Raw genomic sequence first — 23812 nt, 5'->3', positions numbered from 1 at the left:
AATTACTGTGGAAATTCTAACTTCTGTGCAAAAAAACCTATGAAGCAATTTTTGGTGATAGAAAATCTCTTTTTCTCTAAATTTTCACATAATATAATTTATGATTCCATATATAAGGTGCAAGATAGTATAGGTTATCGCAAACATGACTACAACCCAATTTTTCCTGTCAATGGCATAGAACAAAAACGCCAAACTGGGAAATAAAGATAGCGATAAGATAATAACAGGTTGTATAATTCCTTGGTAATAGATAATCCACGCTACATAATAAGCTAAACAACAAATTAACACCATCACTATCCAATTAGAGTTAAATCGGAATATTGTGGCTTTCTTGTTTCTGATGAAGGCTAAGCCAAATATCATTAGTATTTGGGTGATGGTAGCAATTGTATCTATGATTGGTGTTACAGAGTCACTCTTTAGAATGTCATTGGGTGCCGAAACAATGAACCAATAAAAATTTGGTATCATAATGATGAAAAATATTAATAAGGCCATTCTATTAAAGCTAAAGGTGTACCCTTTAAAAAGTTCCCAATTCCGATTCATAAGTCACACTCTATTCAATAGAATTTTATAATTCAATTGCGCCACAATAAAATTAGGGTTTAGTTAATTCATAGTTTTAATACCATTATAGGATTAGAAGGAGATAAACTCTATACTTATTTTATTAAAAAAGCCAAGATCACTCTTATAACACAAGAGCATCTTGGCTTAATTGCTTGATTATGCTTGAATTTTTTCAACTTCCTGCAAAACTTGCTTGGTCAACGGATGCGTTGAGTCTAATTCAGATACTTCTTTAAGTGCTCCTTCATACCCTTTTTCCTTTATTAAGGTTTGCAGTTTCACAGCTTCTTCGTCTTGATCGTAGTCAAAGACAAGGGCAGCGGCAATCGCCTTAGATAGATTTTCAGGAGCTTTACTAAATTGTTCCGTATACAAGGATGCCGGACGAATAAAACGATCTTTCGCTCCTAATTTACGTAGTGGACCACGTGCTACTCGAGTGACTTCATCCGAGATATACGGATTTAAAAAGCGAGTTAGAATTTTATCAATATAGTTTTGATGGATGCTTTTATCAAATCCGTACAGCTTAATTAACACATCGCCTGTTTCACTAAGTGCATTTCGTACTATCTCTTTTACTTCATTTGCTTCCATTGCAGCTTGAATCGTTGGATAACCGAAATGGTAACCTGTATAAGCAGCTACTGCGTGTCCCGTATTAACGGTAAATAGTTTACGCTCAATGTAGGGTAATAGGTCGTCGACATACGTGATACCAGTAATTTCTGGCTTTTCGCCTTTTATTTTTGATGCATCTACTACCCATTCATAATAGGGTTCAACCGATACAGTTAATAATTCTTCGTTCGTTTGATTCGGCACGATACGATCTACTGCGGAATCAGGGAACCCAAATGATTGCTCAAAAAGCACTTTTTCATCTTCATTTAGATGATCAAAAATTTTCTCTTTTAGTAATGTACTACCACCGATCATATTTTCACATGCGATAATGTTGACGGGTTCAGCATTGCTTATAAGTCTCCTGCGCAGACCATTCGTTAAAAGTTCTGCAATAAACGGTAAAATATGTGGACCAACAGCGGTTGAAATAATATCCGCTTCGACTATCGCTTCGATGACTTTCTCCGGATCATCACTACTGACAATACCTGATATATTCTTTACAATTTGCTCCTGCTTATTTTCATCAGCTAGGATAACACGATAGTTTATCTTTTCATTAATCTCATCAATTATCGTCTTATTTACATCTACAAAGGTGGTATGATAACCGGATTGATCTAATAATGCACCAATAAATCCTCTGCCAATATTTCCTGCTCCAAAGTGTACAGCGCGCATTTAGTTTACGCCTCCTAGAATTTCAAGTACATCGTCTTTCGATTCTGCTTCAATTAATTTTTGAATATTTTCTTCCTCGGCACAAACCAATGCAATTTTTGATAAAATCTCTAGGTGCTCATCACCTTTACCCGCAATTCCGATTAAAATGTTTACGGTATTCCCGTTGAAATCTACGCCTTCTGGGGTGATAACAACAGATAATCCAGTTTCCTGCACGGCTTTTTTGGCATCCTCTGTACCATGTGGAATCGCTACTTGGTTTCCGATATAGGTGGAAGTTACTTCTTCTCTTTCTAGCATTTTTTCTACATATGCTGCTTCCACATATCCATTATCCTTTAAAATGTTTCCGGTAAAACGAATTGCTTCTTCTTTGTTTGATAATTGTGCACCTAATACGATATTATCCTTCGTTAAAATTTCTTTTGCCATGATCATGCACTCCTTTTAATTAATTTTTTCATGTAAAAACACATGTAATTGTTCCGCTAAATAATCTCGAATTTTTTCTTCGTCTTGGGTCTGAAATAGTACCATATTGTCTTCGTCTTTTATCAGTAAACCACTTATAAAACTTAGGATTTCTAGTGTTGCTTCATCTGCTTCGACTGGTGAAATCATTAATAATAAATTTTTCATCTCCATTTGACTCCCATCCATGCCATCAATGAGGATGGCTTGTTTTAGGGGGTGAATGGAAAAGTGAGCTTTCTTTACTTGATTGCTTCGTGTATGAAATAAAGCAAGTGATGTACCAGGAATTCCCAATCCACCAATGTCAGCTCTTTTTATCAGCTGTGTGACTAATTCCTGTTTATCTGTAATTAATTCTTGCTGATGTAGCAGTTCACAGGAATGGGATAAAGCACTTTCTAACTGTATATTTTCTTGTGGTGGGTAAACCTTAAATTGGTCGAAAATAGATAAGATGGCGGTCGAATACTGCTTCATGTTTATCAGCTTTTTGATAAATTCCTGTTTATTTAAAGCAGGTATGGTTTTCTCTTTTACTAATTCTTTTCTTTGTATGGTATTTGTCATTTTAATTTTTCTTATGGTGCGTTTAATATGGTGGATATCCGTTTTCGTCAAAATAGGGGAAGCAAGGATATATTTCCCCTCCATATTTTTGATCGGTACAGTAGAGACAATTAAATCATAACTGGATTTATCTAATGACTCTAATTCAAATAAAGAATAATTGTCTACTGCGGTGATTTCCTGAAATTGCTGACTAATTTTTGAAGCTAGCATCTTAGAGGTTCCAATCCCGCTTGAGCAAATCACCAATGCTTTTAATGAAATATCTTCTTCTAGTTTCAATAAAGCGGAAGCAAAATGCAAAACTAGAAATGCTACCTCTTCTCTTGGGAAGTAGACGCCTGGAAAGGTCTCCGCTACAGCCTCTTCGATAATCGTAAATAGCTCCACGTAATCCGTTTCAATTTCTTCTGCTAAGGGATTTTTTATATTCATTCCTTGTTGCAGTCGATAAATTGCCGGCTTTAAGTGTGCAACCAAATCATTCATGATATATTCCTGATAAAACAGGTCTTTATCTAGTTTTATACTCACATATTCGATCAGTGCTTTTGCTTTATAAGCGATGTCCATCGATGATTCTTCGAGTAAATAGCCATGGTCATATCGTAATTTTGCTCCAAGTAAGTGCATGGTGATATAGCCAATTTCATCTTCTGGAATTTCGATTTGAAACACTTGCTCTAGTTCTTTTAGGATATCTGCGGCAATATCGTACTCTTTATTGCCTTCTAATTCTACTAAATAGGTGGGATCAAATTGAATATTTTCACCCTTATGCAACCTTTCTAGTGCTAGAGCTAAATGGACCACTAACCCGACGTATGCGCTATCTGCTAATTCATATGGTAACTTTTTTCTTACCCTGTCGATCGTTTGTTCAATGACTGCTAATTTGCTTTGGTCTACAAGTCCCAACAAGCGATTGGAAATGGTATCTGTCTGTTGTTGGGATTGTTTTTCAATATTTCGTTTAATCAGGGTGATGACATCTGATTCGCTCACATGCTTGGAGATTAAATAGCTGATAGCGGACCGTTTATTTGATTCCGCTCCTTCAATTTTAACCCCGTATCCCCGTTTTCTAACCAGATTTAATTTGTACTTAGCAAGCAAATTTTCTAAGCCATCGAGGTCGTTACTCACTGTTGCAATCGTAACAGTTAAATCATCTGCCAATGCGTATAGTTTTATAGGTTCTTTTGCTTCAAGTAAAGTAGAGAGAATTAACGCTTGTCTTTCTAACGGTGTATAATCCGTATGTTCGACATGAAAAATGGCTAGCTTAAGCTGTTGTTTTTTCTCGCTTTCGCCAACAAGCTGGATTCCAACGCCGGACCTTTTCTCGATAGCCAATTCATAATCATGCAAAATCTCTTCTGCGTTTTTCAAGTCTCGATGGACGGTTCGTTCACTAACATCTAACTCTGTTGCTAGTTGTCGAATTGTAATGGCATCTGTTTGGGCTAGAAGTGTTTCGATTATCTTTCTTTCTCTTCCGGATATATACAAGCATTCCACCTCCTCATCTCTTGAGTCAAAAGTAAGCCTGTTTCTATTGTTGACAAAATTAAAATAAAACTTTCTATACTCTTATTCTAACGGTTGATAAACCTATAAAGCAATTAGAGGTTGATGTAATTTCGGCAAAGGAGTAGTTGACATCATTTTAGAAGGACTTACTTTTACTTATTCTAAAGTCCGGTAGTTTTTTAACCTTTCTTATTAGTTAAAAAAGCTACCTCCCTGCCTTAGCAAAGAGATAGCTCATTGTTCTTACTTAGTCTTTAAAGATTCTACTAATTCTTCATATTTCGGGCTGTTCAAGAAATTTTCTACTGAAATATGCTGCGCAGCTGGAAGCTTTGCTTTTGCACGATCCGTTAAGTCTTTGTGCGTAATAACAATGTCGGCGTCGTTTGGTAAATCATTGATTGCCTTATTGGTAACGTCAATATTAATATCCGCTTTTTTAAACTTATCGCGAAGTAATGAGGCGCCCATTGCACTAGAACCCATTCCAGCATCGCAAGCGAAGACTACTTTATTTACTTCACCAGCTGGTTTCGCTGCTTCTTCGTTACTTAATGCTCCAGACACAGAACTTTTCTTCCCTTTCATAGCTTCCATTTTACTTGTAGCATCTGTTAAATCTTCTTCCTCTTGCTTGCCAGTTTTCAAAATGAACGATGCGATTAAGAAAGAGACTGCAGTAGCAACGATTACACCTAAGAGAACACCGATATGATCGCCTCTAGGAGTCATCGCCATTAAAGCGAAAATACTACCAGGAGAAGGTGTAGCAGATAAACCTACGTTAAAGATTGTAAACGTGAATACTCCACTCACACCACCACCAATTGCAGCTAAAATAAGTGCAGGCTTCATCAAGATGTACGGGAAGTAAATTTCATGTATACCACCTAAGAAGTGGATAATACTTGCACCAGACGCAGAGCTTCTTGCCATACCTTTTCCAAACACCATGAACGCAAGTAGGATACCAAAGCCAGGTCCTGGATTAGTTTCTAATAAGAAAAGAATTGACTTTCCTGCTTCAGAGGCTTGCTCTACTCCGATAGGGCTTAGAATACCATGGTTAATTGCATTGTTTAAGAATAAAATTTTCGCAGGTTCAATGATAATATTCGCAAGTGGTAATAAGCCAGCGTTAATCATAGCTTCTACACCTGCTGCTAAAACTTCATTTAATCCAGATACAATTGGACCAATGATTTTTAGTGCAATAGCAGCTAGGATAGCTCCTAAAATACCTGCTGAGAAATTGTTGTAAAGCATCTCGAAACCAGAACGAATTCTATGTTGAAATAAGCCATCCACTTTTTTCATTAGGTAACCACCAAGTGGTCCCATCAACATAGCTCCTAAGAACATTGGGATATCAGTTCCAACGATAACCCCCATTGTAGCTGTTGCACCAACGACACCACCACGTATGTCGTGCACCATTCGTCCACCAGTAAAACCAATTAATAGTGGTAATAGATATGTGATCATTGGACCAACTAGCTCAGCAAAACTTTCGTTTGGCCACCAACCAGTTGGTATAAAGAGGGCAGTGATTAACCCCCAAGCGATAAATGCTGCGATATTTGGCATGATCATGCCACTCAAGTAACTTCCAAAGCGTTGGACTTTTGCGCGGAAACCGGAATTTGCCATTTTGTTTTTCCCCTTTCGTATTGTAAAGTAAAAATAAATTATTGCTTAATTAAAATATATAGCGTTTACAACGTAGATACAATCTAATCAAAATGCCAATTTGTCAAAGTTCCTGTTGACATTTTTATAGTTAAAGGTATTTTTACTTCGAATTACTTGAAGCCCCTATGAAAGATAGGTGATAATACAGAGTAGGATGGTGATTTGAAAAATGGCAAAGTCCATTGTTGAAAAGTTGAAATTGGATCAATATGAAAAGGTTGTCATACTCAATCAACCTAAAAATATAGACTATTTTGATTCATTAGAAGATGTTGATGACCACTTTAAAGGTGATAACTACAATCTTGTCATTGGCTTTGTTTATACGCTTGATGAATTAGTGACACAATTAGATGAGGTCATCAATAAAGATGTTATGATAGAAGCTGGTTATATTTATCTAGCCTATCCGAAAAAGGGCAATAAAAAATATGACAGCTTTATCCACCGTGATCAATTACTTCCTAGATTGAATGCGAATAATGAAGGGTACATAGGAGAGAGTACGATAAAATTCGCTAGAATGGTTTCCCTTGATGATACGTATACCATGGTAGGTTTTAAGAAGGATGCGAGGAGTAAAGGGAAAGTTTCAAAAAAGGCAAGCCAATTAGTCGGAGATTATGTAGATAAAGTGAGTTGGATTGAACAAGACCTAGTGAATACTCCGGACCTTCTTCTTTTTTATCAAAACTTAACGCCTGGTTACAAAAAAGATTGGGCTCGCTACGTCTATAGTGCTAAAAGAGAAGAGACAAGGGAGAAGAGAAAGACAGAAATGCGAATGATACTTGAAAAAGGCTATAAAAGTCGTGATTTATATAAAAAGGATAATTAAATACTCTATAGTAAGCTATAAATTTAGGAGGAAGTTATTTTGACGATAGCAATCTTTGTACTAATATTTGTTTCCCTATTCTTTTCTGGTAGCGAAACGGCACTAACCGCTACAAATAAAATGAGATTACAAACACACGCTAATAGTGGCGATCAGAAAGCAGCAAAGTTATTAAAATTAATATCTAAGCCAAGTGAATTTATTACCACTATTTTAATAGGGAATAACATAGCAAACATATTATTGCCAACACTTGTGACGATGGTGGCTTTGGAGTATGGGTTTAGCGTAGGTCTGGCATCTGCTATTCTAACAGTTACCATTATTGTGGTAGCAGAAGTTATTCCGAAATCCGTAGCAGCAACCTTCCCAGATCGAATTGCTTTATTGGTTTCTCCGATTATTCGTTTCTTTGTGATTGTATTTAAGCCTATTACGATAGTGCTAAATGCATTGACGGGTTATATCACCAATGCCCTTTCAAAAGGCGAAGTAAACAATATATCGATTTCCAAAGAAGAATTCCGTACCATGGTTGATATAGCAGACCAAGAAGGGACATTTAAAAAGGATGAATTTCACCGTTTAAAAGGTGTGCTTGAATTTCATGATTTAAATGTCAAGGATGTACTGAAAACGCCACGAGTGGATCTTATAGCATTCCCCAAAACTGCAAGCTATGATGAGGTAAGGGATATCGTAATACAAAGTCCCTTTACACGATATCCTATTTATGATGAGGATATTGACCATATTGTTGGTGTATTTCATTCCAAATATTTGATTCAATGGTCGATTGAGCAGGATACAACACTTCTGGATTTCAGTGACAGCGATCCATTATTGGTGCATGAATTTCACTCGATTGAATGGGTATTCTATCGAATGACTAAAGAGAAAAAGCATATGGCCATTGTGTTGGATGAGTATGGCGGTACAGAGGGTGTATTAACACATGAAGACGTTATTGAGTCGATGCTTGGGTTAGAAATAGAGGACGAAAGTGACGTTGCCAATGATGTGATGGTAGACAAAATTACTGATGCTGAAATCATTTGTGATGGTAAAATGACGCTTCATCGCTTAAATTCAGTTTTTTATACCGATATTCCGGAGGACGAGGATGTACTCGCTGGTTATCTGTTAAAAGAGTTCAATGATTTTCCAAAGCAGGGAGAAGTATTAGAAAGAGATAATTTAACCTTCAAGATATTACAAATTGAGGATAGACAAATAAAAAAAGTGCAAATTGTGAAATAGAGACTTTCTAAAAAGAGAGTCTCTTTTTTTCTCTCAATCAATGATCGATCAAGGTTGGGTTTTTTCTCGTTGCTATGACGAAAAATAATACTCCGGCGATACATAAAACACCCATTGCCCCAAATACAACTCCGTAACCAAGAAGTCCAGCGCTGAATCCGCCAGCTATACCACCTAAGATTTGACCTGCTCCCTGCAAGATAATTGCATTCATCATTTGTCCGCTAACCTTTAGTTCCTTTTGAACATAGCGATGCACATATTCAGCTATAGACAGGTAAACTAGAATAAAAGATCCACCATGGAGGAGCCATAAAAACAGGATGGAGACAGAATTGAGCCAGTAAGCATACAGTAACCATCTAATGGCATTAAAAATACCTGCAACAATAATGATATTGCGAATGCCAAATTTACGATAGAGTTTATCAAAAAAGAGCATAAATGGAAATTGGCTGAAGGAACCGAGCATGACACCTACGCCTAATAATCCTACTGAAATACCTTCTTGTACGCTGTAGAGTGCATGGAAAGCTCCAAAGAAACCGAAGCTTGTGCTTAATACTAAAACATAGAGGTAAATTTTTTTAAGAGAGGGGCTTTTTAATACCTGAAAAAAATTTATGTTGGCGGCCTCTTTTTGATAGCCACTGATTTGCGGAAGTCTTAGTAAAACAAAAAAAGAAGCGGTAATGAGTAAGGTATAGATGATAAATATCGCATTAATATGGATTTCAATCATCATACCAGCAACCATTGACATGATCGCAAAGCCTAAGGATCCTGCAGTGCGGACTTTTGAGAATTGGAAATTTTCCTTTGTTGCTAATTCAAGTGATATTGCATCACTTAAGGGGTTAATCGCAGATCTAAAAAAAGAAAAAATAATCATTGCTAATAAAAGCAGGAAGAAGTTTTTCCCGAAAAGGGGCAATAGCCAAATAACGGCTGCTGAAAGCAGTAAACAAATAGCTAGGACATTATTTTTACTATTTGCACGGTCCCCTCTTATACCCCAAAATGGGCTGGCAATAATTCCGACTACAGCTCCAATAGAAGTGAGAATACCTATTTGTGTGTCGGTTTGATTCATTGCAGCAAAGAATAATGACATATATGCCGCTAAACCAGATGTCGCCATAAAAATAAAAGAGTAATAAAAGCAGGTTTGAACAAAAGCTTTGTTTTTCATGGAATACCCTTCTTTAATAAGGATTTGAAAGCGCTTAATATTAATCTTAATTATAGCGAAGATACCGTAAAATAACAAAAAAGATAAGGGCAGTTCTCTGCCACTTATCTTTTTTGTTATTTATTTCTTTAATCTTTTTCCAAACTCATTCATGGCTTCACTCATAAATTGTGCTAAACCACTTCCAAACTGATCAATATTTTTAGTGAAGCGTTCATCTGCCATATACATCATGCCTAGGCCTTGAAATGCCTCAGGTGAATACGTGCTGAAATTATCTTGTAAAAAATTATACCATTTTTTAATGGCCAGCTGTGCTTTTTCTGACGTTGGATCAGTGTCTTTTATTGCTGCAAGCTCTCGATAAATTTCATTCATTTCCTCTTGGTTTTCTTCAGTCATGTTCTCCACCTTGTTAGTCGCTTCGTCTACTTTTTGATCGCCATATTTTTCTCTCGCTTCTTTTTCATACGGATTGATGCGAAAATCAAATCCTTTAAATTTTTCTTCATTCGCCATTTTTTCTCCTCCTTTTTCTTTTTGGATTGTTTTTTCGATGGTAGCTAGCATCAGATCTAACTTTTCTCGTTTTTGAAGTAACAGCTCTTGATGCGTTTGTAAGGTTTCTAACCGGTTAAATTTCTCATCACTGATCAGTTCTTTAATTTTTTTCAGAGGGAAGCCAAGTTCTTTGAAAAATAGTATCTGTTGAAGTTTCGAAAGATCTTCGTCACTATAGTTTCTATAACCGCTATTTGTTACCTTTTCTGGTCTTAATAAACCAATGGCATCATAATGATGAAGTGTGCGCACACTTATTCCACTTAATGCTGCAACATCTTTTACTTTCAATTGGAATGCCCCCTTCTATTTCAATATAAAGGATAACGTAACGTTAGAGTCAAGTGAAATTTGAAACTTTACGATAACGTTTATCGTATACTAGGAAACAGGAATCTTTTAAAGGATTGGTGAACAGCATGCGAGATTATTACGCTAAAGTAGAAGAAGAAGTGTTGGATTGGAAATTAAGCTTATTAAAACAAGGGAAACTATGGAATCGCTTATCAAAGGGTGCCCAAAATAAAATAAATCAGCTTGTACCAGAAAAAGCACATAAAGTCGTAACGGAAAGTGTTAAGAAAATGGTGGAGGCAACATTAGTTGGTTCCGGTTTAACAACCAAGGACTATCAAACCGATGAGCGTAGCTTTGAAGAAAAAGAAATTCTCGTAAAAGAAAGAATGGTTGCTTTTAGAAAGACGGCAACTATTGAAGGTGCAGGAACAGGGGCAGGGGGAATCTTTTTAGGATTAGCGGATTTTCCGTTGTTGTTATCAATTAAAATGAAATTCCTATATGAAACAGCTTCGATTTATGGCTATGATGTGAGTAAGTATGAAGAAAGGTTGTTCCTGCTACACGTCTTTCAATTGGCTTTTTCTAATGAAAATCGAAAAAGAGAAGTACTTTATTATATAGAAAACTGGGAACAAGAGAAGGATCACTTAATGGATATGGATTGGCGCGTGTTTCAACAGGAATATCGAGATTACATTGATGTGGTGAAACTGTTTCAAATGATTCCGGGCCTTGGCGCTATTATTGGTGCTTATGCTAACTATAACCTTCTAGACCAATTAGGAGAAACTGCCATGAATTGCTATAGGATACGTGTGTTAGATTTGTCGCATCCAGAAAGATATATAGAAGATAAATAAGAAGCCACCCGGCGAGGATGGCTTCTTATTTTTAAGATTTTTAAAAAGTCGTAAACATCGTTAATTTTTGCAGAGTATACCCAATTCGTTTCAAAATAGGCAAAGACTCTTGTGAATCATATGGAAGCGTAAATGTAATCTCTTCATTATTCCAAATTCGTTTAAAGTAGCTATCAACCTCTTGTATGGTTTGTTCATCAGATGAACCTGCGATCACAAGATTTGTTTCTAAATTATAATCATCCACATTTCTTGATGTGTAATTTGCGGAGCCACCAATAACGGTACTTTCCGATCCGTAATTAGCATACAAAATCTTGGTGTGGAATTGTTCTTTATCCACGTTGAACCACTTTACTTGAACATGCTCATGTCCATCCTCTAAAAGCTCGTCTCCCATAGGAATATTTGGTATCCCCATTTTTTGCTGACCAAAGGCATTCGTATTTGGATCTAATACAAAGCGTATTTCTACTCCGCGAGCACCTGCTTCTTCTAGTGCCGTTATAATAGTTCGATCTGCAATATAAAACATTCCAATCCACAGCTGGTCGCCTTCCTTAGCTTTATTAATCGCATCTACTACCGCTTTTTCAATTTTTTGCTCGGTAACAAGTGTCACGTTTAAATCTTCAGAAGCATTAGTAGATGTGTTTAACTGATTTATTTCCTTTTCCGTTGGGAATGCATCCAAATTTCCTCCTGAGAATTTAGCAACTGCTTTTTCACTTTCGATAATATCCTTTAATATTTCACCCTTTACCTTAAAACCGATATTCGAATGAAAACCACTAGCATCATGCGGGTTAGCGGAGAGGATTAACCCTTCATTTTCTGTTACTAACACTTTTCTATGATTTGCCTTAATATTTAACGTTTTTAAATAGGAGCGAATCGTGACTTCAGGACCTGGTTCCCCAAACGGGTTTTTCACCCAGCCATTCCCTTCTTGACCAAACCACTGGAAAAACATTCTCCAAATTCCTGAATATAATGGATTCGGATCTCTTAGACGTTCCAAGTCTGTATAAACAAGCTCCACACCTAAGTCTTCTAAGGGAGCTAAGTGCTTTGCTTCGTGGGAATAATAAGTAGTATTAATAGGATCAGAAATAACCACTACTTTTAAATCAGGGAATTTTTCTATTTGAGCAGTGATTTTATCCGTTAAATCTTTACTGATTTCAGGAAAATCTCTTGCTTCTGAAGAAAATTCATTGATCATAAACATATCGAGAATGATGAATTCCTCAGCATTTTCAATAGATTGATAGACAGTATCAAAAATCTCTTGCTCATATTTCTCTTTTCCATTCTCTTGATACGTTAAATCGTGAAGAAATTCAATATCCTCTGAGGCAACCTGATGTGTATCTCCTTGGTAGGAAACACCTTCTGGAAGCGGCTTGAACTGATTATAAAGAATAACACTGGTATAAATAATTGCGAATAAAAGGAAAGCGTATCGCTTTTTTAGAAACCATTTTTTCTTTTTCATAGTTGTACTCCTTAAAAATAGGGTAAAAGATAGTTACGTAATCTTTTACCCTAAACCCATGATTATTAAGCTTATATAAAAAAGGTATCTCAGGAATTTTATTCAAAAATATTCAAAACTTCAGAAGATTCGCTGATGGTATAGTCTGCTTGAAAGGCATTGGTAGGAACAGGGTGCTGCCTGCGATTTAACCAAATTGCTTTCCATCCGGCATTTTTGGCACCTACTACATCATTTTCAAAGCTATCCCCGATAAACATAGTCTTTTCTTTGTTCAAGTTTAATTTATTTTCTAAATGATTAAATATTTCTATTGTTGGTTTCGCGTGTCCCACGCTACCTGAAATAAATAAATTTTCTTCTGGAAACCATCTATTTAAGCGCAATTGCTTAATTTTCATCATTTGATGATTCGATTCACCATTGGTTAAGACAGCAAGTTGCTTGCCTTGGGCTAGGAATTTATCGAGTAGCTTCACCATCACTGGATCTACTTCTATTTCTTTTTGAGCACCAACATAGGTTTGTTGAAATTCCATTGCTTTTTCGTCATCAATTGTAAAGCCGAATTCACGGCAAGCTTCTTTTACACGATAGATTTGTAAATCTCTTTGTGTGATTTCTCCTCGGACAGCACGGTCAAAGGCTATGTCACTATATTTTCTATTACTTAAATAAAACTTAGGAATGTGCCCTTCTTTTATCTGCTCAGGAAAAAGCTTCAGAGTAGCAGTGCGAAATGGACCTAGCTGGTCGTACAATGTATCATCAACATCAAACACAATTGTTTCTATCATTCATCTTGTCCCCCTATACGTGTTATCATTATGATTCTATCATATAATTAATGTACTGGAAGAACTTCGTCAACGAGAATTGGTATTTTCGGTAGGTTTCCATCTAAAAATAGATTAAACTAATAGTATCAGAAAAGGATTGGAGCGATATGTTTTGAAAATCATTATTGTTGGTGCGGGATTATCCGGTATTATCGCAGCAAATGAAATAGATTCAGCCAAGCATGAGGTAATGCTTCTTGAAAAAAGTAGAAGTGTAGGAGGAAGACTGGCTACTCGCAGAATAGGGGAAGGAAAAGCGGATCATGGCGCTCAATTTTTCACAACAAGAACAGATATTTTTAAAGAGATAACACGAGAATGGCAGAAAAGAGGACTTGTGAAGGAATGGTTTGTTGATCATTACCCGCGCTATATGGCTATTAATGGCATGAATGCTTTAATGAAAGCAGAAGCAGAAGAAATGAACGTGGTTCTTAATCAACGCGTGAGTCAATTTGAAAAAAAGAATCAAAAAATGCTTGTGCATACAGAAGCCGGTTCCGTATATGAAGGAGATACCATTATTTATACCGCACCGCTTCCTCAGGCGGTAGAAGTATTAGAACAATCAGATCTAGAGATTAGTAATGAATTTATGACAAATGCAAAAAGTGTCCAATATCAAAAATGTCTCATAGCACTGGTTAGTTTGGATAAGTCAATTCGTGTAGGAGAAAACGGTATCGTTACAGAAGACCTACCAAACGGAATTGAAAAAATTATTAATAATCAGCAAAAAGGTGTTTCTAATACACCAATATTAACCGTTGTCATGGATGGTGATTGGAGCGAGAAGCGGTACGATTTAGAAGATGAAGCAATATGGGAAGAAATATTAGAAAGCTTTTTCGAATGGATAGTAGAAAAAGATGCGATTCGTTCTTATCAAATAAAAAGATGGCGCTATGCCCAAGCTACTTCTACGATAGAAGGTGGATTTATTCAAGTAGATGGCCTACCTATATATTTAGCGGGAGATTCATTTATAGCCCCTGAAGATCATGCGACACATACGCGGATAGAAAGTGCCGTATTATCTGGGAAAAGTATTGCTGATCATATCAATAAATTAGATAACGAATAAGGGGTATGGCGTAAAAATATCAGTGATTCGACGATTGCTTTAATAGTTCCCTTATGAGGAATCTGTAAGGTTTTTTCAAGGTGTAATTTCTTTTTTTAAAACAACTTAAATAAGAGGTGGCCTATGCGGAATTTATAGTGATTGTGATCGCTCTGCTCATCTTGTTGATCGTGGTAGAAAAAATAGCAAATAAAATTCTTTCTGTTGAAAAGATAAAAATGTCGGAAACATCCGGTAAAATTATAAATCGCTGGGGTCAAACGATTTTATTTATTATCTTTTTAGTGCAGCTATGGTTAATGGTAGATAGTTCGGATATGCAAAGAATGTTTTACTTCACCATCTATTTAGCATTATTATTTGGGTATCAGGCATTAATGGAATTTATATTTATAAAAAAATCAAAGCAATATATTAGTACAGCAATATTGCTTAGCATTGTTCTTATTATTATTAATTTAGAAAGTTTTCCTTTTATGGTAAAAAGTTAGTGTATAGTATAAAAACAAAAAAAGGCCGACTCCTAGTTTATAATGAGTCCTAGACCAATTATGATAATAGATGAACCGCCCCGTTTTTAAAAAGATAAATCTCTCCTTTGTTTTTAATTTGCTTTGATTTTGATATATTGTATATAGCATTTACAATTCTAAAATCTTGAGGATGTTCCCAATGAACAAAAGAGATAAGATTTCTATTATATCCTGGGCTGTAGTGGGTTTAATGGTTCTAGCAGCTCTATTAAAAAATCTATTATTCCAAGATATAGCTTTTGTTGATATTCGTAATTTGACGCTTTTCACTTTTTTTCTTGGTAGTATAATTCAATTATCATATATAATTAAAAAAAACCAGAACTAATTTTTTAGTTCAAATATCGTCTTGATTAGTATAAAAAATTCTACTTATTCAAAAGGTAAGGGTATAAAATAATTGTCATCATTTAAAAATCTTCAAGCACTCGCCAAACAATTGACATAATTTTAAGAATATTTACATTGAAATAATAACAAAAGATTGATAAACTTATCACAAAGATTCAACCTATGTGTAACTGGCGAAGCGCGGATAACCGCAAGGGAGCACATAGTATACATAGCCGTTCGCCTGGGCAAGGGTAAGGATAATGGTCCTTACCTGTTTCTATTTTTAAATTAATTATAGGAGTGTGGTTAAATGAAACGCGTATACAATTTTTCAGCAGGACCATCTATCTTGCCTTTACCCGTGCTAGAAGAGGCACAAAAAGAGCTAACAAACTATCATGACTCTGGCATGTCTGTCATGGAGCTTAGTCACAGATCTGGAGCATTTACCGAAATTATTACCCAAGCAGAAGCATTATTAAGAGATTTAATGCAAATTCCTGAGAATTATAAGGTTTTATTTCTTCAAGGCGGTGCCTCTCAGCAATTTGCGATGGTACCAATGAACTTGTTTGGTGAAAATGGCAAAGCGGATTATGTGAATACTGGTTCTTGGTCTAAAAAAGCAATTAAAGAAGCGAAGAAATATGGTGAAGTTAATGTGATCGCTTCATCTGAAGAGGATAACTATACCTTTATTCCTACCTTGAACAAAGAGCTGTTCTCTAGTGATGCGGATTACGTCCACATTACTACGAACAATACAATTGAAGGGACTTCTATTCGTGAATTTCCTGATACAGGAGATATTCCATTAGTTGCTGATATGTCTTCTAATATTTTATCTGAACCAGTTGATGTATCTAAATTCGGCATTATATATGCAGGAGCTCAAAAGAATATTGCACCTGCAGGGTTAACACTTGTTATCATTCGTGAAGACCTTATTGGTCATGCTTCTGATATGGTACCTACCATGTTAGATTATAAAACACATAGTGAAACTGGATCACTTCATAATACACCACCAACATTTGCGATTTATATTGCTAAGCTTGTATTTGAATGGTTAAAAAATCTAGGTGGACTTGAAGCAATGAAGGAAATCAACGAGAGCAAGGCTAACTTATTGTATAACTATATCGAGCAATCTGATTTTTATGCTTCTCCTGTTCAAAAGGACAGTCGCTCTATTATGAATATTCCTTTTGTTATTCCAAATCATGATGTAGATGCGGAATTCGTGAAGGAAGCGAAAAAAGAAGGATTAGAAACATTAAAAGGTCACCGTTCTGTAGGTGGAATGAGAGCAAGTATCTATAATGCAATGCCGCTTGAAGGGGTAGAAGCATTGGTTGATTTCATGAAACGTTTTGAAGAAAAGCATAAATAAAAATGAGAACCCAACAAAGCTGAGCTAAAGCTTAAAGTTGGGTTCTTTTTTCGTATTGTTTATTTAAAATTGATATCTTATAATTATCTTGTTTTAATTTATAAGTTAATATCTAAACTAATAAAATTGTGACTTCAGTTATTGAAGCAACAGTGAACAGCGAAATTGATGGAGAAGCTATCGTTTAAATTTGACCCTATATTTCGGGAATAATTTGAAATAAAGGATGAAAAAATTAGAATAGGGATAGGAAATGGTGAATAAATATGGGCAGCATCCCCAGAAACATAAATTTTGAATATATTTTTGCAAGTGATAAAGGAATTATTTCAAATAAGAATAAAAAAGATGTTCCTACCATATTAGCTGTAGAGGCTACACTTACAATAAAGATTAATAACGAATTATACTTTGAAGCAGAACTTGCTATCCTTGAATTCTATAAATCTTTGTATAAATGGAAAGAAAAGAATACGAAGGATAAAATACCAGAATTCCATTATTATACTATTGAATATGATGATTATGAAGATGGGGCGATCCTGTCATTAATTCCATTCTCAAATAGGGCAAGATTGAAATCAATATGGGCAGAGTCAGAAATTAATGACGTATTTGACTTAAACTATATTGCAGATCAATTTTTAGCCTTGGAGAAAAAACTGAGAAATGATATTGAGGAATATTATGATATAAAACTCAAAAGTTTTATAAACCATATTCCACATCGTCTGATTTGAATATTAAATCAATAAAGATTATTTTTTTTCAATTTTTTCAAGTATATTAATAATTTCTTGATTCTGCTTTCTTAGCTTTGCCATGTCGAAAAGCAAAACGATAGCTACTACAATAAAAAAAGCTGCAAGCATCATTTATCCCTCCCAAATCCATGAAAATACTAATATAATTAATCATAGTTAAGTGTAAACCTTAAAGGTTTTCTTTATTAAGAATCAATCTTTAGCTTTACGAAAGCAAAAACAAATGTGCAGGATCTAAATACACTTTATTTGTATCGCTACTTAATTTTTCCGCTTCATGATTAGGGATAGAAACGTTTAGAGTAAGTGCTTTTTCAACCCTGATAACGAGCTGACTTTGATGTAATCCTTTAATGCATTCTACTACTTCAAAAGAGAAAGTGTTGGTAAGTGTGCTTTCTTTATCCACAAAGGTGATATGTTGTGCATAAATCCCAATATAATGTGGTTCCTCACGTAATGTATATTTACAGTTTAGCGGAACACCATTCACTTCGTAGGTATCGCTACCTTCACTTTTATTTATTGGAAAAATGTTTTTACACCCAATGATTTCAGCAGCACGTTTTACCCTTGGCTGATAGAAAACAGTATCCCGCTCGCCGCTTTGTAGGATCTTCCCCTCATCCATAATAATTAAATGATCTGATAGTCGGTAGGCTTCTTCCATATTATGTGTCACCAATAAAACAATACCGTGAAAGTTTTCCTTAATAATCGTTAAGAGCTCTTTTTCTAGTTTATATTTCACGTGATGATCTAATGCTGAAAATGGTTCATCTAATAATAAAAGGTCAGGCTCTGTTACTAACGTTCGGGCTAAAGCAACTCGTTGCTGTTGTCCTCCCGATAGTTCATGTGGATAACGGTTTTTATATGCACTTAACTCTACTTTCGCAAGGATATCTTCCACTCGTTTATTTTTATCTTCTTTAGACAAATGCTGTAATCCATAGCCAATATTCTTTTCTACCGTCAAATGCGGGAATAGGGCGTAATTTTGAAAGACATAGCCAATTCTTCTTACTCGCGGTTTTCTGTTTATCTTTTTTTCTTCAGAATATAATATTTCATTATTTAAGTTGATTTCTCCATGCTCTGGTTTTTCTAGTCCGGATATACATTGTAGTGTCATACTTTTTCCGGAACCGGATGGGCCAATGATGGCTGTTATTCCTTTATTAGCTTTAAAATTAAGCTCAAGTGAAAAGTGGGAAAGGATTTTTCTAAGCTTCACATCTAACATTTATATCACCCGGTTTCTTTTTCCAACATACTTTTCTAATCGATTGATCGCAAAGAGTAGTAAAAGAGCTACCACTGTCATGATCAGAACCAATATGTTTGCTAATTCACGGTCACCAGCCAAAAGTGCATCGTATATGGCGAGTGGCATGGTTTGTGTTTGGTTAGGAATACTACCAGCCACCATTAATGTAGCTCCAAAATCTCCGATTGCTCTTGCAAAAGCTAACGTAATCCCTGCGAGCATCCCTCTCCAAGCTAACGGCATCAATATTGTGAAGAAGATATTCCATTCGGTTCTTCCTAGAAGTCTAGCGGATTGGACCATCATAGGATCAATATTACCAAAAGCGGTTGTTGCAGATTTTATCATAAATGGAATGGACACAATTAAAGCTGCTATCACTGCTCCTGTTGGTGTGAAAACAAGACTAATGCCAAATGTATTTTCTAGAAATTCTCCGATGTAACTCTGCCTACCGAGTAAAACGAGTAAATAGTAGCCAAGCACGGTAGGAGGTAAGATAATCGGTAAGGTGACAAGGGTTTCGAGTATACTAGCGAATCTGCTTTTTGATCTTTGCAAATAAAGTGCAATAGGTACCCCGATTATAAAAGCAAAAAAGGTTGCAGTTAAAGCAACTCTAAGTGACAAGAAAAGAGGAAATAGATTAACTTCCATTAGCTTTATCCTCCTCTGGGATATCAAATCCATAAGATTTTAATACGTCTTTTCCTATAGAACCTTCTAAGAAGGATAGGAAGGATGCTGCCAATTTTTGCTTTTCAGATTGGGTGACAATAGCTGCTGTTTGTCTTATCGGTTCATAAAGCGTTGAATCGATTAATTGAAATTCGACTTCACCTTCTTGATACAAGGACTCTGAGATAATTGCTGCTTCGACGTTACCAGATTCTAAGTAGGAAAGGGTATCTGCGATATTTCTTGCATAGACTAGTTTTTCGTCTATTCTCTCGAGAAGCCCAGTATTTTTTAGTGCTTGTTCAGCGGCCGTCCCAAATGGAGCATGTGCGGGATTTGCTATGGCAATTTTTTTAATAGACGGATCTAAAAGGTCTTCTAGATCTGTTATAGAAAAACCTCCACTAGTTGCAGTAGCAATGCCGATTTTACCATAGGCAAAATCGATGGTGCTTTCAGAAATGATAGCTTCTTTTTCCTGTAGCTCTTTTAAGAATAAAGGATTAGCGGCTACAAAAATATCAAAAGGTGCGCCATTTTCGATCTGTTCTGCTAACTGGCCAGTTGATCCAAAAGAATAGGTGATATTTATCCCTGTTTCCTCTTCAAAAAGAGGAGCGATTTCTTTGAAAGCAAGCGTTAAATTAGAAGCTGCTGCTATTTGCAAGGACTCCTGCTCTTCAGAACTCTCCTCCGCACTATCTGCGCAAGCGGAAAGAGTGAACAAACACAAAAAAAGAATAACGATATATGTTAATGGAAAACTTCGCATAGATGTAATCTCCTGATTAATTATGTAATAGTATGAAAAATGACGTGGAAAAAGCGAAAATAAATAGCTTGTTTCTTCATGATATAAAAGATTTTAAGAATAGGCAATGTAAGCGGGTGGTAGAAGGGAGGATCTGTAATATAATCTGATATCTTTATGTATAAAAAAATTGCGCTCAAAGAGGTGAGGAAGTTTCCTTTTACGAACTGTTTTTGGTGAAAAATAAAGACGAACAAAGATCACCTTTGTCCGCCTTACCTTCTACTATAATTTTATCCTTTTACAAATACCGTTTTAATAGAAGTGAAGAATTCTTTTGCTGCTTGCCCTTGCTCGCGTGAATGCGAGCTAGATTTCTTCATTCCGCCGAATGGTGCTTGTAATTCTACACCAGCACTTTCTGCGTTCACTCGTACAAGGCCTGCTTCCATATCGTCAATAAAGGTAAGCATATTTTGAATATTTGTTGTGAAAATAGAAGCACTTAATCCAAATTCCACATCGTTCGCTATTTTTATGCCTTCTTCTAAGTCCTTTACTTTTATTAAGGCGAGCACAGGGCCGAATATTTCTTCTTGGGCAATGGTCATAGCAGAATTTACATCTTCAAATATTGTTGGTTGTACGAAGAAGCCATTCTCTAAGCCAGAGGAGGTTATTCTTTCGCCGCCATGTATAAGCGTAGCGCCTTCTTTTTTACCAATATCAATATAAGAAAGAACCGTGTTTAATTGTTTCTCACTCACACAAGGGCCCATCCATGTGTCTTCCTGCATCCCATCGCCAACTTTAATATCTTTCACTTTTTCGACTAGTTTTTCTTTGAAGCTATCATAGATCGATGCATCAATAATGACCCGGCTAGTAGCTGTACATTTTTGACCAGTAGAGCGAAGACCCCCACTTATGGTTGCTTCTACAGCTTTATCAATGTCGGCATCTTTTGTTACGATTACAGGGTTTTTACCACCCATTTCTAATTGGTATTTAGCGCCTCTTCCTAGAGCAGTTTGACCAACGACTTTACCAACCTTATCTGAGCCGGTAAACGTAATACCGTTAATATCAGGGTTTTCGGTAATGCGCTCACCAATGACAGCACCATCACCATTTACCATATTTAATACGCCTTTTGGAAATTCTGCTTCGTGCAAGCATTCGAAGACTTTAGCTGCAGTAACAGATGCTTCTAGTGCAGGCTTAAATACTACTGTATTTCCATAAATAAGTGCAGGAGCCATCTTCCAAATTGGAATAGCAACAGGGAAGTTCCATGGTGTAATAACCCCTACAACACCAAGTGGAGATCGCTTTGTATACATGAAAGCATCCGGATCTGTGGAAGGTATAACATCTCCTTCTTCGCGCATGCCTTCTCCAGCGTAATACCTGAGAATCGCAACACCACGCGCTGTTTCACCTTTAGCTTCTGGATAAGTTTTACCCATTTCGAGTGTCATTAATTTGGCGACATCTTCTAAGTTCTCCTCTAAAACATCAGCAGCTTTATACAAGTATTGTCCTCTAGCAGCGCCGGATAACTTTTTCCAAGCAAGTGAAGCACTTTTTGCACTTTCAACCGCTTTATCTAAGTCGTTAATAGTAGATTGATCGACCGATCCTACCACACTTTGGTCTACTGGGTTAATACTTTCGTATTTTTCATTGCTCTCACTTTTTTCCCAATTGCCGTTTATATAATTATTAAAATGTACCATATTCCTGATCCTCTCCCTTACTTATATGTGATCGATAAAGATTGTTTGTATGCATGATCTTTTAATTGTTTTAAGCCGATTGCGGCACGGTTCACTTTTTCTCTTGCTTGTGTGATCGACACGTTTTCTAAATGTTTTCCTGAAGGATAAATTCCTGCTGCATTTCTTAAGCCGAATTTTAGAATGATTGGTGAAGCAATGCGAACCAATTCCGGTATTTCATAATAGCGAATGAATCCACCAAGGTTGTCAGGGGATTCCACATACATATCAATGGTATGATCAATTACTTGTCGAAATGTTGCGATTTTGTCTAACGATAAGTCCCCTGGAATGTTAAGTGTTGTACCGCCCATATCCGCAAAAAGCTTAGCCGTTACAGGGTTTGGTGGACTCATCAGTGCAGAGACCTTAATGATCAGATCATTTGGAAGGTCACCAGATTTTTTTGCTTCGTTTAAAATGTGAAGTAACCCTTCATCAGCGACTAGGATACTTCGAAGACCAAGCTCTGTTCCTCGGTATACATCTTCAAGGGCGTATTTTAATTGATCCATTCCCGCATGTCTCCAGCCAAGCGAGGGATTCACATGACCACTTGCTCCAATATCAAAGTTCATGCGTGGTCCAATGAATAAGCAAACTTCGATATTTTCTTTCCTTCCCATTTCTACCATCGCTGTTATTTCTGCATCACTTAATAACATAATGCCGCTTCCCTGGGAGACGCGATTTACCGTTACATCTAATTCCTTCGCTTCTTTAATGACAGCTTCCATCGTTGCTGGTCCTTCAACAGAAGGTATTTCAACACGATAGTGCCCGCCATCGTCAAATGTCTGCTGTGACGTAGGAAGCTCGCGAAGATCTCCTGTAGGGAAATTAAATTTTTCTAATAATTTCTCAGCTCGGTGCATCTAAATTCCACCCCTTCTGTTTTGCTTACTTTATCGGTTTACTTTTTAAATCCTCTAATAAATCTAAAATGTGTGAACGCATTAAGTCTCTTGCTTGTGATGGATTCTTTTGATTAATTGCCTGCGCGATTAATATGTGATAATTTGCCGCTTTTTCATTTTGATTCTTTATTTTCATCGAATGACGCCTGCTTTCGAATAACAAATCACTAATGATGGTCATCATTTTAAGCAACACTTCATTATTTGTTGATCTAGCAATTAAATAATGAAATTCGATATCTTCATCTAAAAAATCAATATTCTGGATGAATTTTTTTTGCATGACACGAGCACATTGTAATATTTTTGCGATATCTTCTTCTTTTCCATCTGAAGCAACCATCGCAGCAAGTTCTGGTTCAATAACAAGGCGAGCTTCAGTTAGTTGTTCGATGGATGAATTCTCTAGAAAATCAAAAGCTTCTCCTGGTTTATCTCCAAGCTTTGTTTCCACATATGTTCCACTTCCTTGTTCTACCCGCAATATTTTCTGTTGGCTTAAAATCTTAATAGCTTCTCTAACAGAAGAAATTCCAACATCTAGTTGCTTGGAGAGTGCTTGCACCGTTGGGATTTTATCCCCAGCCTTCCAATTTCCCTCCCGAATATTTTTCTTAATTTCGTCATACACCACTTCATAAACCAGCTTCTTTTTTTTCATTGTCCTGTCCCCTATAAACCATCTAAATTTTCTAAAAATTAAAAAAATATTAATGAAACTGTTTACATTTTAACTTATTTATCATATGATTTCAATAACAAACAAAAGTCATCAGATGAATTATTGTTATATTTTTCAAGAGG

Annotated in this window: 22 protein-coding genes and 1 riboswitch; of the genes, 7 read left to right on the top strand and 15 right to left on the bottom strand. The window is 36.1% G+C overall.

Translation table 11 applies throughout. The annotated features are described in order from the left end of the window. Nucleotides 1–84: 84 nt before the first annotated feature. From DFR57_RS03060 to DFR57_RS03040, 5 genes are all read right to left on the bottom strand, one after another. Complete coding sequence (locus DFR57_RS03060; protein ID WP_211315336.1) at nucleotides 85–555, bottom strand: hypothetical protein; 471 nt, start codon at nucleotides 553–555, stop codon at nucleotides 85–87. A 180-nt stretch (nucleotides 556–735) separates the two neighbouring features. Beyond that, on the bottom strand, nucleotides 736–1887 hold the full coding sequence (locus DFR57_RS03055) for a mannitol-1-phosphate 5-dehydrogenase (protein WP_114351679.1): 1152 nt from the start codon (nucleotides 1885–1887) through the stop codon (nucleotides 736–738). Beyond that, the gene (locus DFR57_RS03050) at nucleotides 1888–2322 is read right to left on the bottom strand and encodes a PTS mannitol transporter subunit IIA (protein WP_114351678.1); all 435 of its coding nucleotides are present in this window, start codon (nucleotides 2320–2322) and stop codon (nucleotides 1888–1890) included. 15 nt (nucleotides 2323–2337) lie between these two features. After that, entirely contained in the window at nucleotides 2338–4443 is a 2106-nt protein-coding gene (locus DFR57_RS03045; RefSeq protein WP_170132890.1) for a BglG family transcription antiterminator, read from the bottom strand. Nucleotides 4444–4707: 264 nt separating this feature from the next. Further along, nucleotides 4708–6114, bottom strand: a complete 1407-nt coding sequence (locus DFR57_RS03040) for a PTS mannitol transporter subunit IIBC (protein WP_114351676.1) — start codon at nucleotides 6112–6114, stop codon at nucleotides 4708–4710. A 211-nt stretch (nucleotides 6115–6325) separates the two neighbouring features. On the opposite strand from DFR57_RS03040, the gene DFR57_RS03035 reads away from it, so the two are divergent. Together DFR57_RS03035 and DFR57_RS03030 are read left to right on the top strand one after the other, a co-directional pair. Then, entirely contained in the window at nucleotides 6326–6994 is a 669-nt protein-coding gene (locus DFR57_RS03035) for a YdeI/OmpD-associated family protein (RefSeq protein ID WP_114351675.1), read from the top strand. Between the two features lie 39 nt (nucleotides 6995–7033). Then, nucleotides 7034–8254 (top strand): hemolysin family protein, encoded by a 1221-nt coding sequence (locus DFR57_RS03030; protein ID WP_114351674.1) that lies wholly within the window; start codon nucleotides 7034–7036, stop codon nucleotides 8252–8254. 37 nt (nucleotides 8255–8291) lie between these two features. Here DFR57_RS03030 and DFR57_RS03025 read toward each other — a convergent pair whose 3' ends face one another. Together DFR57_RS03025 and DFR57_RS03020 are read right to left on the bottom strand one after the other, a co-directional pair. Next, a complete protein-coding gene (locus DFR57_RS03025) occupies nucleotides 8292–9446 on the bottom strand; it encodes an MFS transporter (protein ID WP_114351673.1) in 1155 nt (384 codons plus the stop codon). Nucleotides 9447–9566: 120 nt separating this feature from the next. Further along, on the bottom strand, nucleotides 9567–10298 hold the full coding sequence (locus tag DFR57_RS03020; protein WP_114351672.1) for a MerR family transcriptional regulator: 732 nt from the start codon (nucleotides 10296–10298) through the stop codon (nucleotides 9567–9569). A 128-nt stretch (nucleotides 10299–10426) separates the two neighbouring features. Between DFR57_RS03020 and DFR57_RS03015 the strand changes: the two genes are divergently transcribed. After that, complete coding sequence (locus tag DFR57_RS03015) at nucleotides 10427–11167, top strand: EcsC family protein (RefSeq protein ID WP_114351671.1); 741 nt, start codon at nucleotides 10427–10429, stop codon at nucleotides 11165–11167. Nucleotides 11168–11207: 40 nt separating this feature from the next. Here DFR57_RS03015 and DFR57_RS03010 read toward each other — a convergent pair whose 3' ends face one another. Together DFR57_RS03010 and DFR57_RS03005 are read right to left on the bottom strand one after the other, a co-directional pair. Further along, a complete protein-coding gene (locus tag DFR57_RS03010; RefSeq protein ID WP_114351670.1) occupies nucleotides 11208–12665 on the bottom strand; it encodes a phospholipase D family protein in 1458 nt (485 codons plus the stop codon). A gap of 98 nt (nucleotides 12666–12763) precedes the next feature. Next, the gene (locus DFR57_RS03005) at nucleotides 12764–13462 is read right to left on the bottom strand and encodes an HAD family hydrolase (protein WP_245937369.1); all 699 of its coding nucleotides are present in this window, start codon (nucleotides 13460–13462) and stop codon (nucleotides 12764–12766) included. A gap of 154 nt (nucleotides 13463–13616) precedes the next feature. Between DFR57_RS03005 and DFR57_RS03000 the strand changes: the two genes are divergently transcribed. From DFR57_RS03000 to DFR57_RS02980, 4 genes are all read left to right on the top strand, one after another. Next, the gene (locus DFR57_RS03000; protein ID WP_170132889.1) at nucleotides 13617–14588 is read left to right on the top strand and encodes an NAD(P)/FAD-dependent oxidoreductase; all 972 of its coding nucleotides are present in this window, start codon (nucleotides 13617–13619) and stop codon (nucleotides 14586–14588) included. A 137-nt stretch (nucleotides 14589–14725) separates the two neighbouring features. Then, nucleotides 14726–15079, top strand: a complete 354-nt coding sequence (locus DFR57_RS02995) for a DUF4181 domain-containing protein (RefSeq protein WP_170132888.1) — start codon at nucleotides 14726–14728, stop codon at nucleotides 15077–15079. 549 nt (nucleotides 15080–15628) lie between these two features. Beyond that, a riboswitch (ZMP/ZTP riboswitch) is annotated at nucleotides 15629–15708 on the top strand. 56 nt (nucleotides 15709–15764) lie between these two features. After that, nucleotides 15765–16847: a 3-phosphoserine/phosphohydroxythreonine transaminase gene (serC, locus tag DFR57_RS02985; protein ID WP_114351666.1), complete on the top strand. Its 1083-nt coding sequence runs from the start codon at nucleotides 15765–15767 to the stop codon at nucleotides 16845–16847. A gap of 266 nt (nucleotides 16848–17113) precedes the next feature. Further along, nucleotides 17114–17587: a DUF7878 domain-containing protein gene (locus DFR57_RS02980; RefSeq protein WP_114351665.1), complete on the top strand. Its 474-nt coding sequence runs from the start codon at nucleotides 17114–17116 to the stop codon at nucleotides 17585–17587. 229 nt (nucleotides 17588–17816) lie between these two features. Here the strand turns inward: DFR57_RS02980 and DFR57_RS02975 are convergent, their stop codons facing one another. The 6 genes from DFR57_RS02975 to DFR57_RS02950 form a co-directional block, all read right to left on the bottom strand. Beyond that, on the bottom strand, nucleotides 17817–18857 hold the full coding sequence (locus DFR57_RS02975) for a sulfate/molybdate ABC transporter ATP-binding protein (protein WP_114351664.1): 1041 nt from the start codon (nucleotides 18855–18857) through the stop codon (nucleotides 17817–17819). Beyond that, nucleotides 18858–19538, bottom strand: a complete 681-nt coding sequence (modB, locus tag DFR57_RS02970; protein WP_245937368.1) for a molybdate ABC transporter permease subunit — start codon at nucleotides 19536–19538, stop codon at nucleotides 18858–18860. Beyond that, a complete protein-coding gene (modA, locus tag DFR57_RS02965) occupies nucleotides 19528–20331 on the bottom strand; it encodes a molybdate ABC transporter substrate-binding protein (protein ID WP_114351662.1) in 804 nt (267 codons plus the stop codon). The genes modB and modA overlap by 11 nt, the downstream gene beginning before the upstream one ends. Before the next feature lie 272 nt (nucleotides 20332–20603). Next, a complete protein-coding gene (gucD, locus tag DFR57_RS02960; protein WP_114351661.1) occupies nucleotides 20604–22049 on the bottom strand; it encodes an alpha-ketoglutaric semialdehyde dehydrogenase GucD in 1446 nt (481 codons plus the stop codon). Nucleotides 22050–22066: 17 nt separating this feature from the next. Next, a complete protein-coding gene (locus DFR57_RS02955; protein ID WP_114351660.1) occupies nucleotides 22067–22966 on the bottom strand; it encodes a hypothetical protein in 900 nt (299 codons plus the stop codon). A gap of 25 nt (nucleotides 22967–22991) precedes the next feature. Further along, on the bottom strand, nucleotides 22992–23669 hold the full coding sequence (locus DFR57_RS02950; RefSeq protein WP_114351659.1) for a FadR/GntR family transcriptional regulator: 678 nt from the start codon (nucleotides 23667–23669) through the stop codon (nucleotides 22992–22994). Between the last annotated feature and the right edge of the window lie 143 nt (nucleotides 23670–23812).

Source organism: Saliterribacillus persicus (assembly GCF_003337485.1).
Classification (GTDB): domain Bacteria; phylum Bacillota; class Bacilli; order Bacillales; family Amphibacillaceae; genus Saliterribacillus; species Saliterribacillus persicus.
This window is presented reverse-complemented; position numbering and strand designations above follow the sequence as displayed.

What these genes read in the sequence shown, in the direction of transcription:
- DFR57_RS03035 (WP_114351675.1), top strand. Translation starts at nt 6,326, where the DNA reads ATGGCAAAGTCCATTGTTGAAAAGTTGAAATTGGATCAATATGAAAAG.
- DFR57_RS03025 (WP_114351673.1), bottom strand. Translation starts at nt 9,446, where the DNA reads ATGAAAAACAAAGCTTTTGTTCAAACCTGCTTTTATTACTCTTTTATT.
- modA (WP_114351662.1), bottom strand. Translation starts at nt 20,331, where the DNA reads ATGCGAAGTTTTCCATTAACATATATCGTTATTCTTTTTTTGTGTTTG.
- DFR57_RS02980 (WP_114351665.1), top strand. Translation starts at nt 17,114, where the DNA reads ATGGGCAGCATCCCCAGAAACATAAATTTTGAATATATTTTTGCAAGT.
- DFR57_RS02950 (WP_114351659.1), bottom strand. Translation starts at nt 23,669, where the DNA reads ATGAAAAAAAAGAAGCTGGTTTATGAAGTGGTGTATGACGAAATTAAG.
- serC (WP_114351666.1), top strand. Translation starts at nt 15,765, where the DNA reads ATGAAACGCGTATACAATTTTTCAGCAGGACCATCTATCTTGCCTTTA.
- DFR57_RS03050 (WP_114351678.1), bottom strand. Translation starts at nt 2,322, where the DNA reads ATGGCAAAAGAAATTTTAACGAAGGATAATATCGTATTAGGTGCACAA.
- DFR57_RS03005 (WP_245937369.1), bottom strand. Translation starts at nt 13,462, where the DNA reads ATGATAGAAACAATTGTGTTTGATGTTGATGATACATTGTACGACCAG.
- DFR57_RS02955 (WP_114351660.1), bottom strand. Translation starts at nt 22,966, where the DNA reads ATGCACCGAGCTGAGAAATTATTAGAAAAATTTAATTTCCCTACAGGA.
- DFR57_RS03055 (WP_114351679.1), bottom strand. Translation starts at nt 1,887, where the DNA reads ATGCGCGCTGTACACTTTGGAGCAGGAAATATTGGCAGAGGATTTATT.
- DFR57_RS03060 (WP_211315336.1), bottom strand. Translation starts at nt 555, where the DNA reads ATGAATCGGAATTGGGAACTTTTTAAAGGGTACACCTTTAGCTTTAAT.
- DFR57_RS03015 (WP_114351671.1), top strand. Translation starts at nt 10,427, where the DNA reads ATGCGAGATTATTACGCTAAAGTAGAAGAAGAAGTGTTGGATTGGAAA.
- modB (WP_245937368.1), bottom strand. Translation starts at nt 19,538, where the DNA reads ATGGAAGTTAATCTATTTCCTCTTTTCTTGTCACTTAGAGTTGCTTTA.
- DFR57_RS03010 (WP_114351670.1), bottom strand. Translation starts at nt 12,665, where the DNA reads ATGAAAAAGAAAAAATGGTTTCTAAAAAAGCGATACGCTTTCCTTTTA.
- gucD (WP_114351661.1), bottom strand. Translation starts at nt 22,049, where the DNA reads ATGGTACATTTTAATAATTATATAAACGGCAATTGGGAAAAAAGTGAG.
- DFR57_RS03040 (WP_114351676.1), bottom strand. Translation starts at nt 6,114, where the DNA reads ATGGCAAATTCCGGTTTCCGCGCAAAAGTCCAACGCTTTGGAAGTTAC.
- DFR57_RS02975 (WP_114351664.1), bottom strand. Translation starts at nt 18,857, where the DNA reads ATGTTAGATGTGAAGCTTAGAAAAATCCTTTCCCACTTTTCACTTGAG.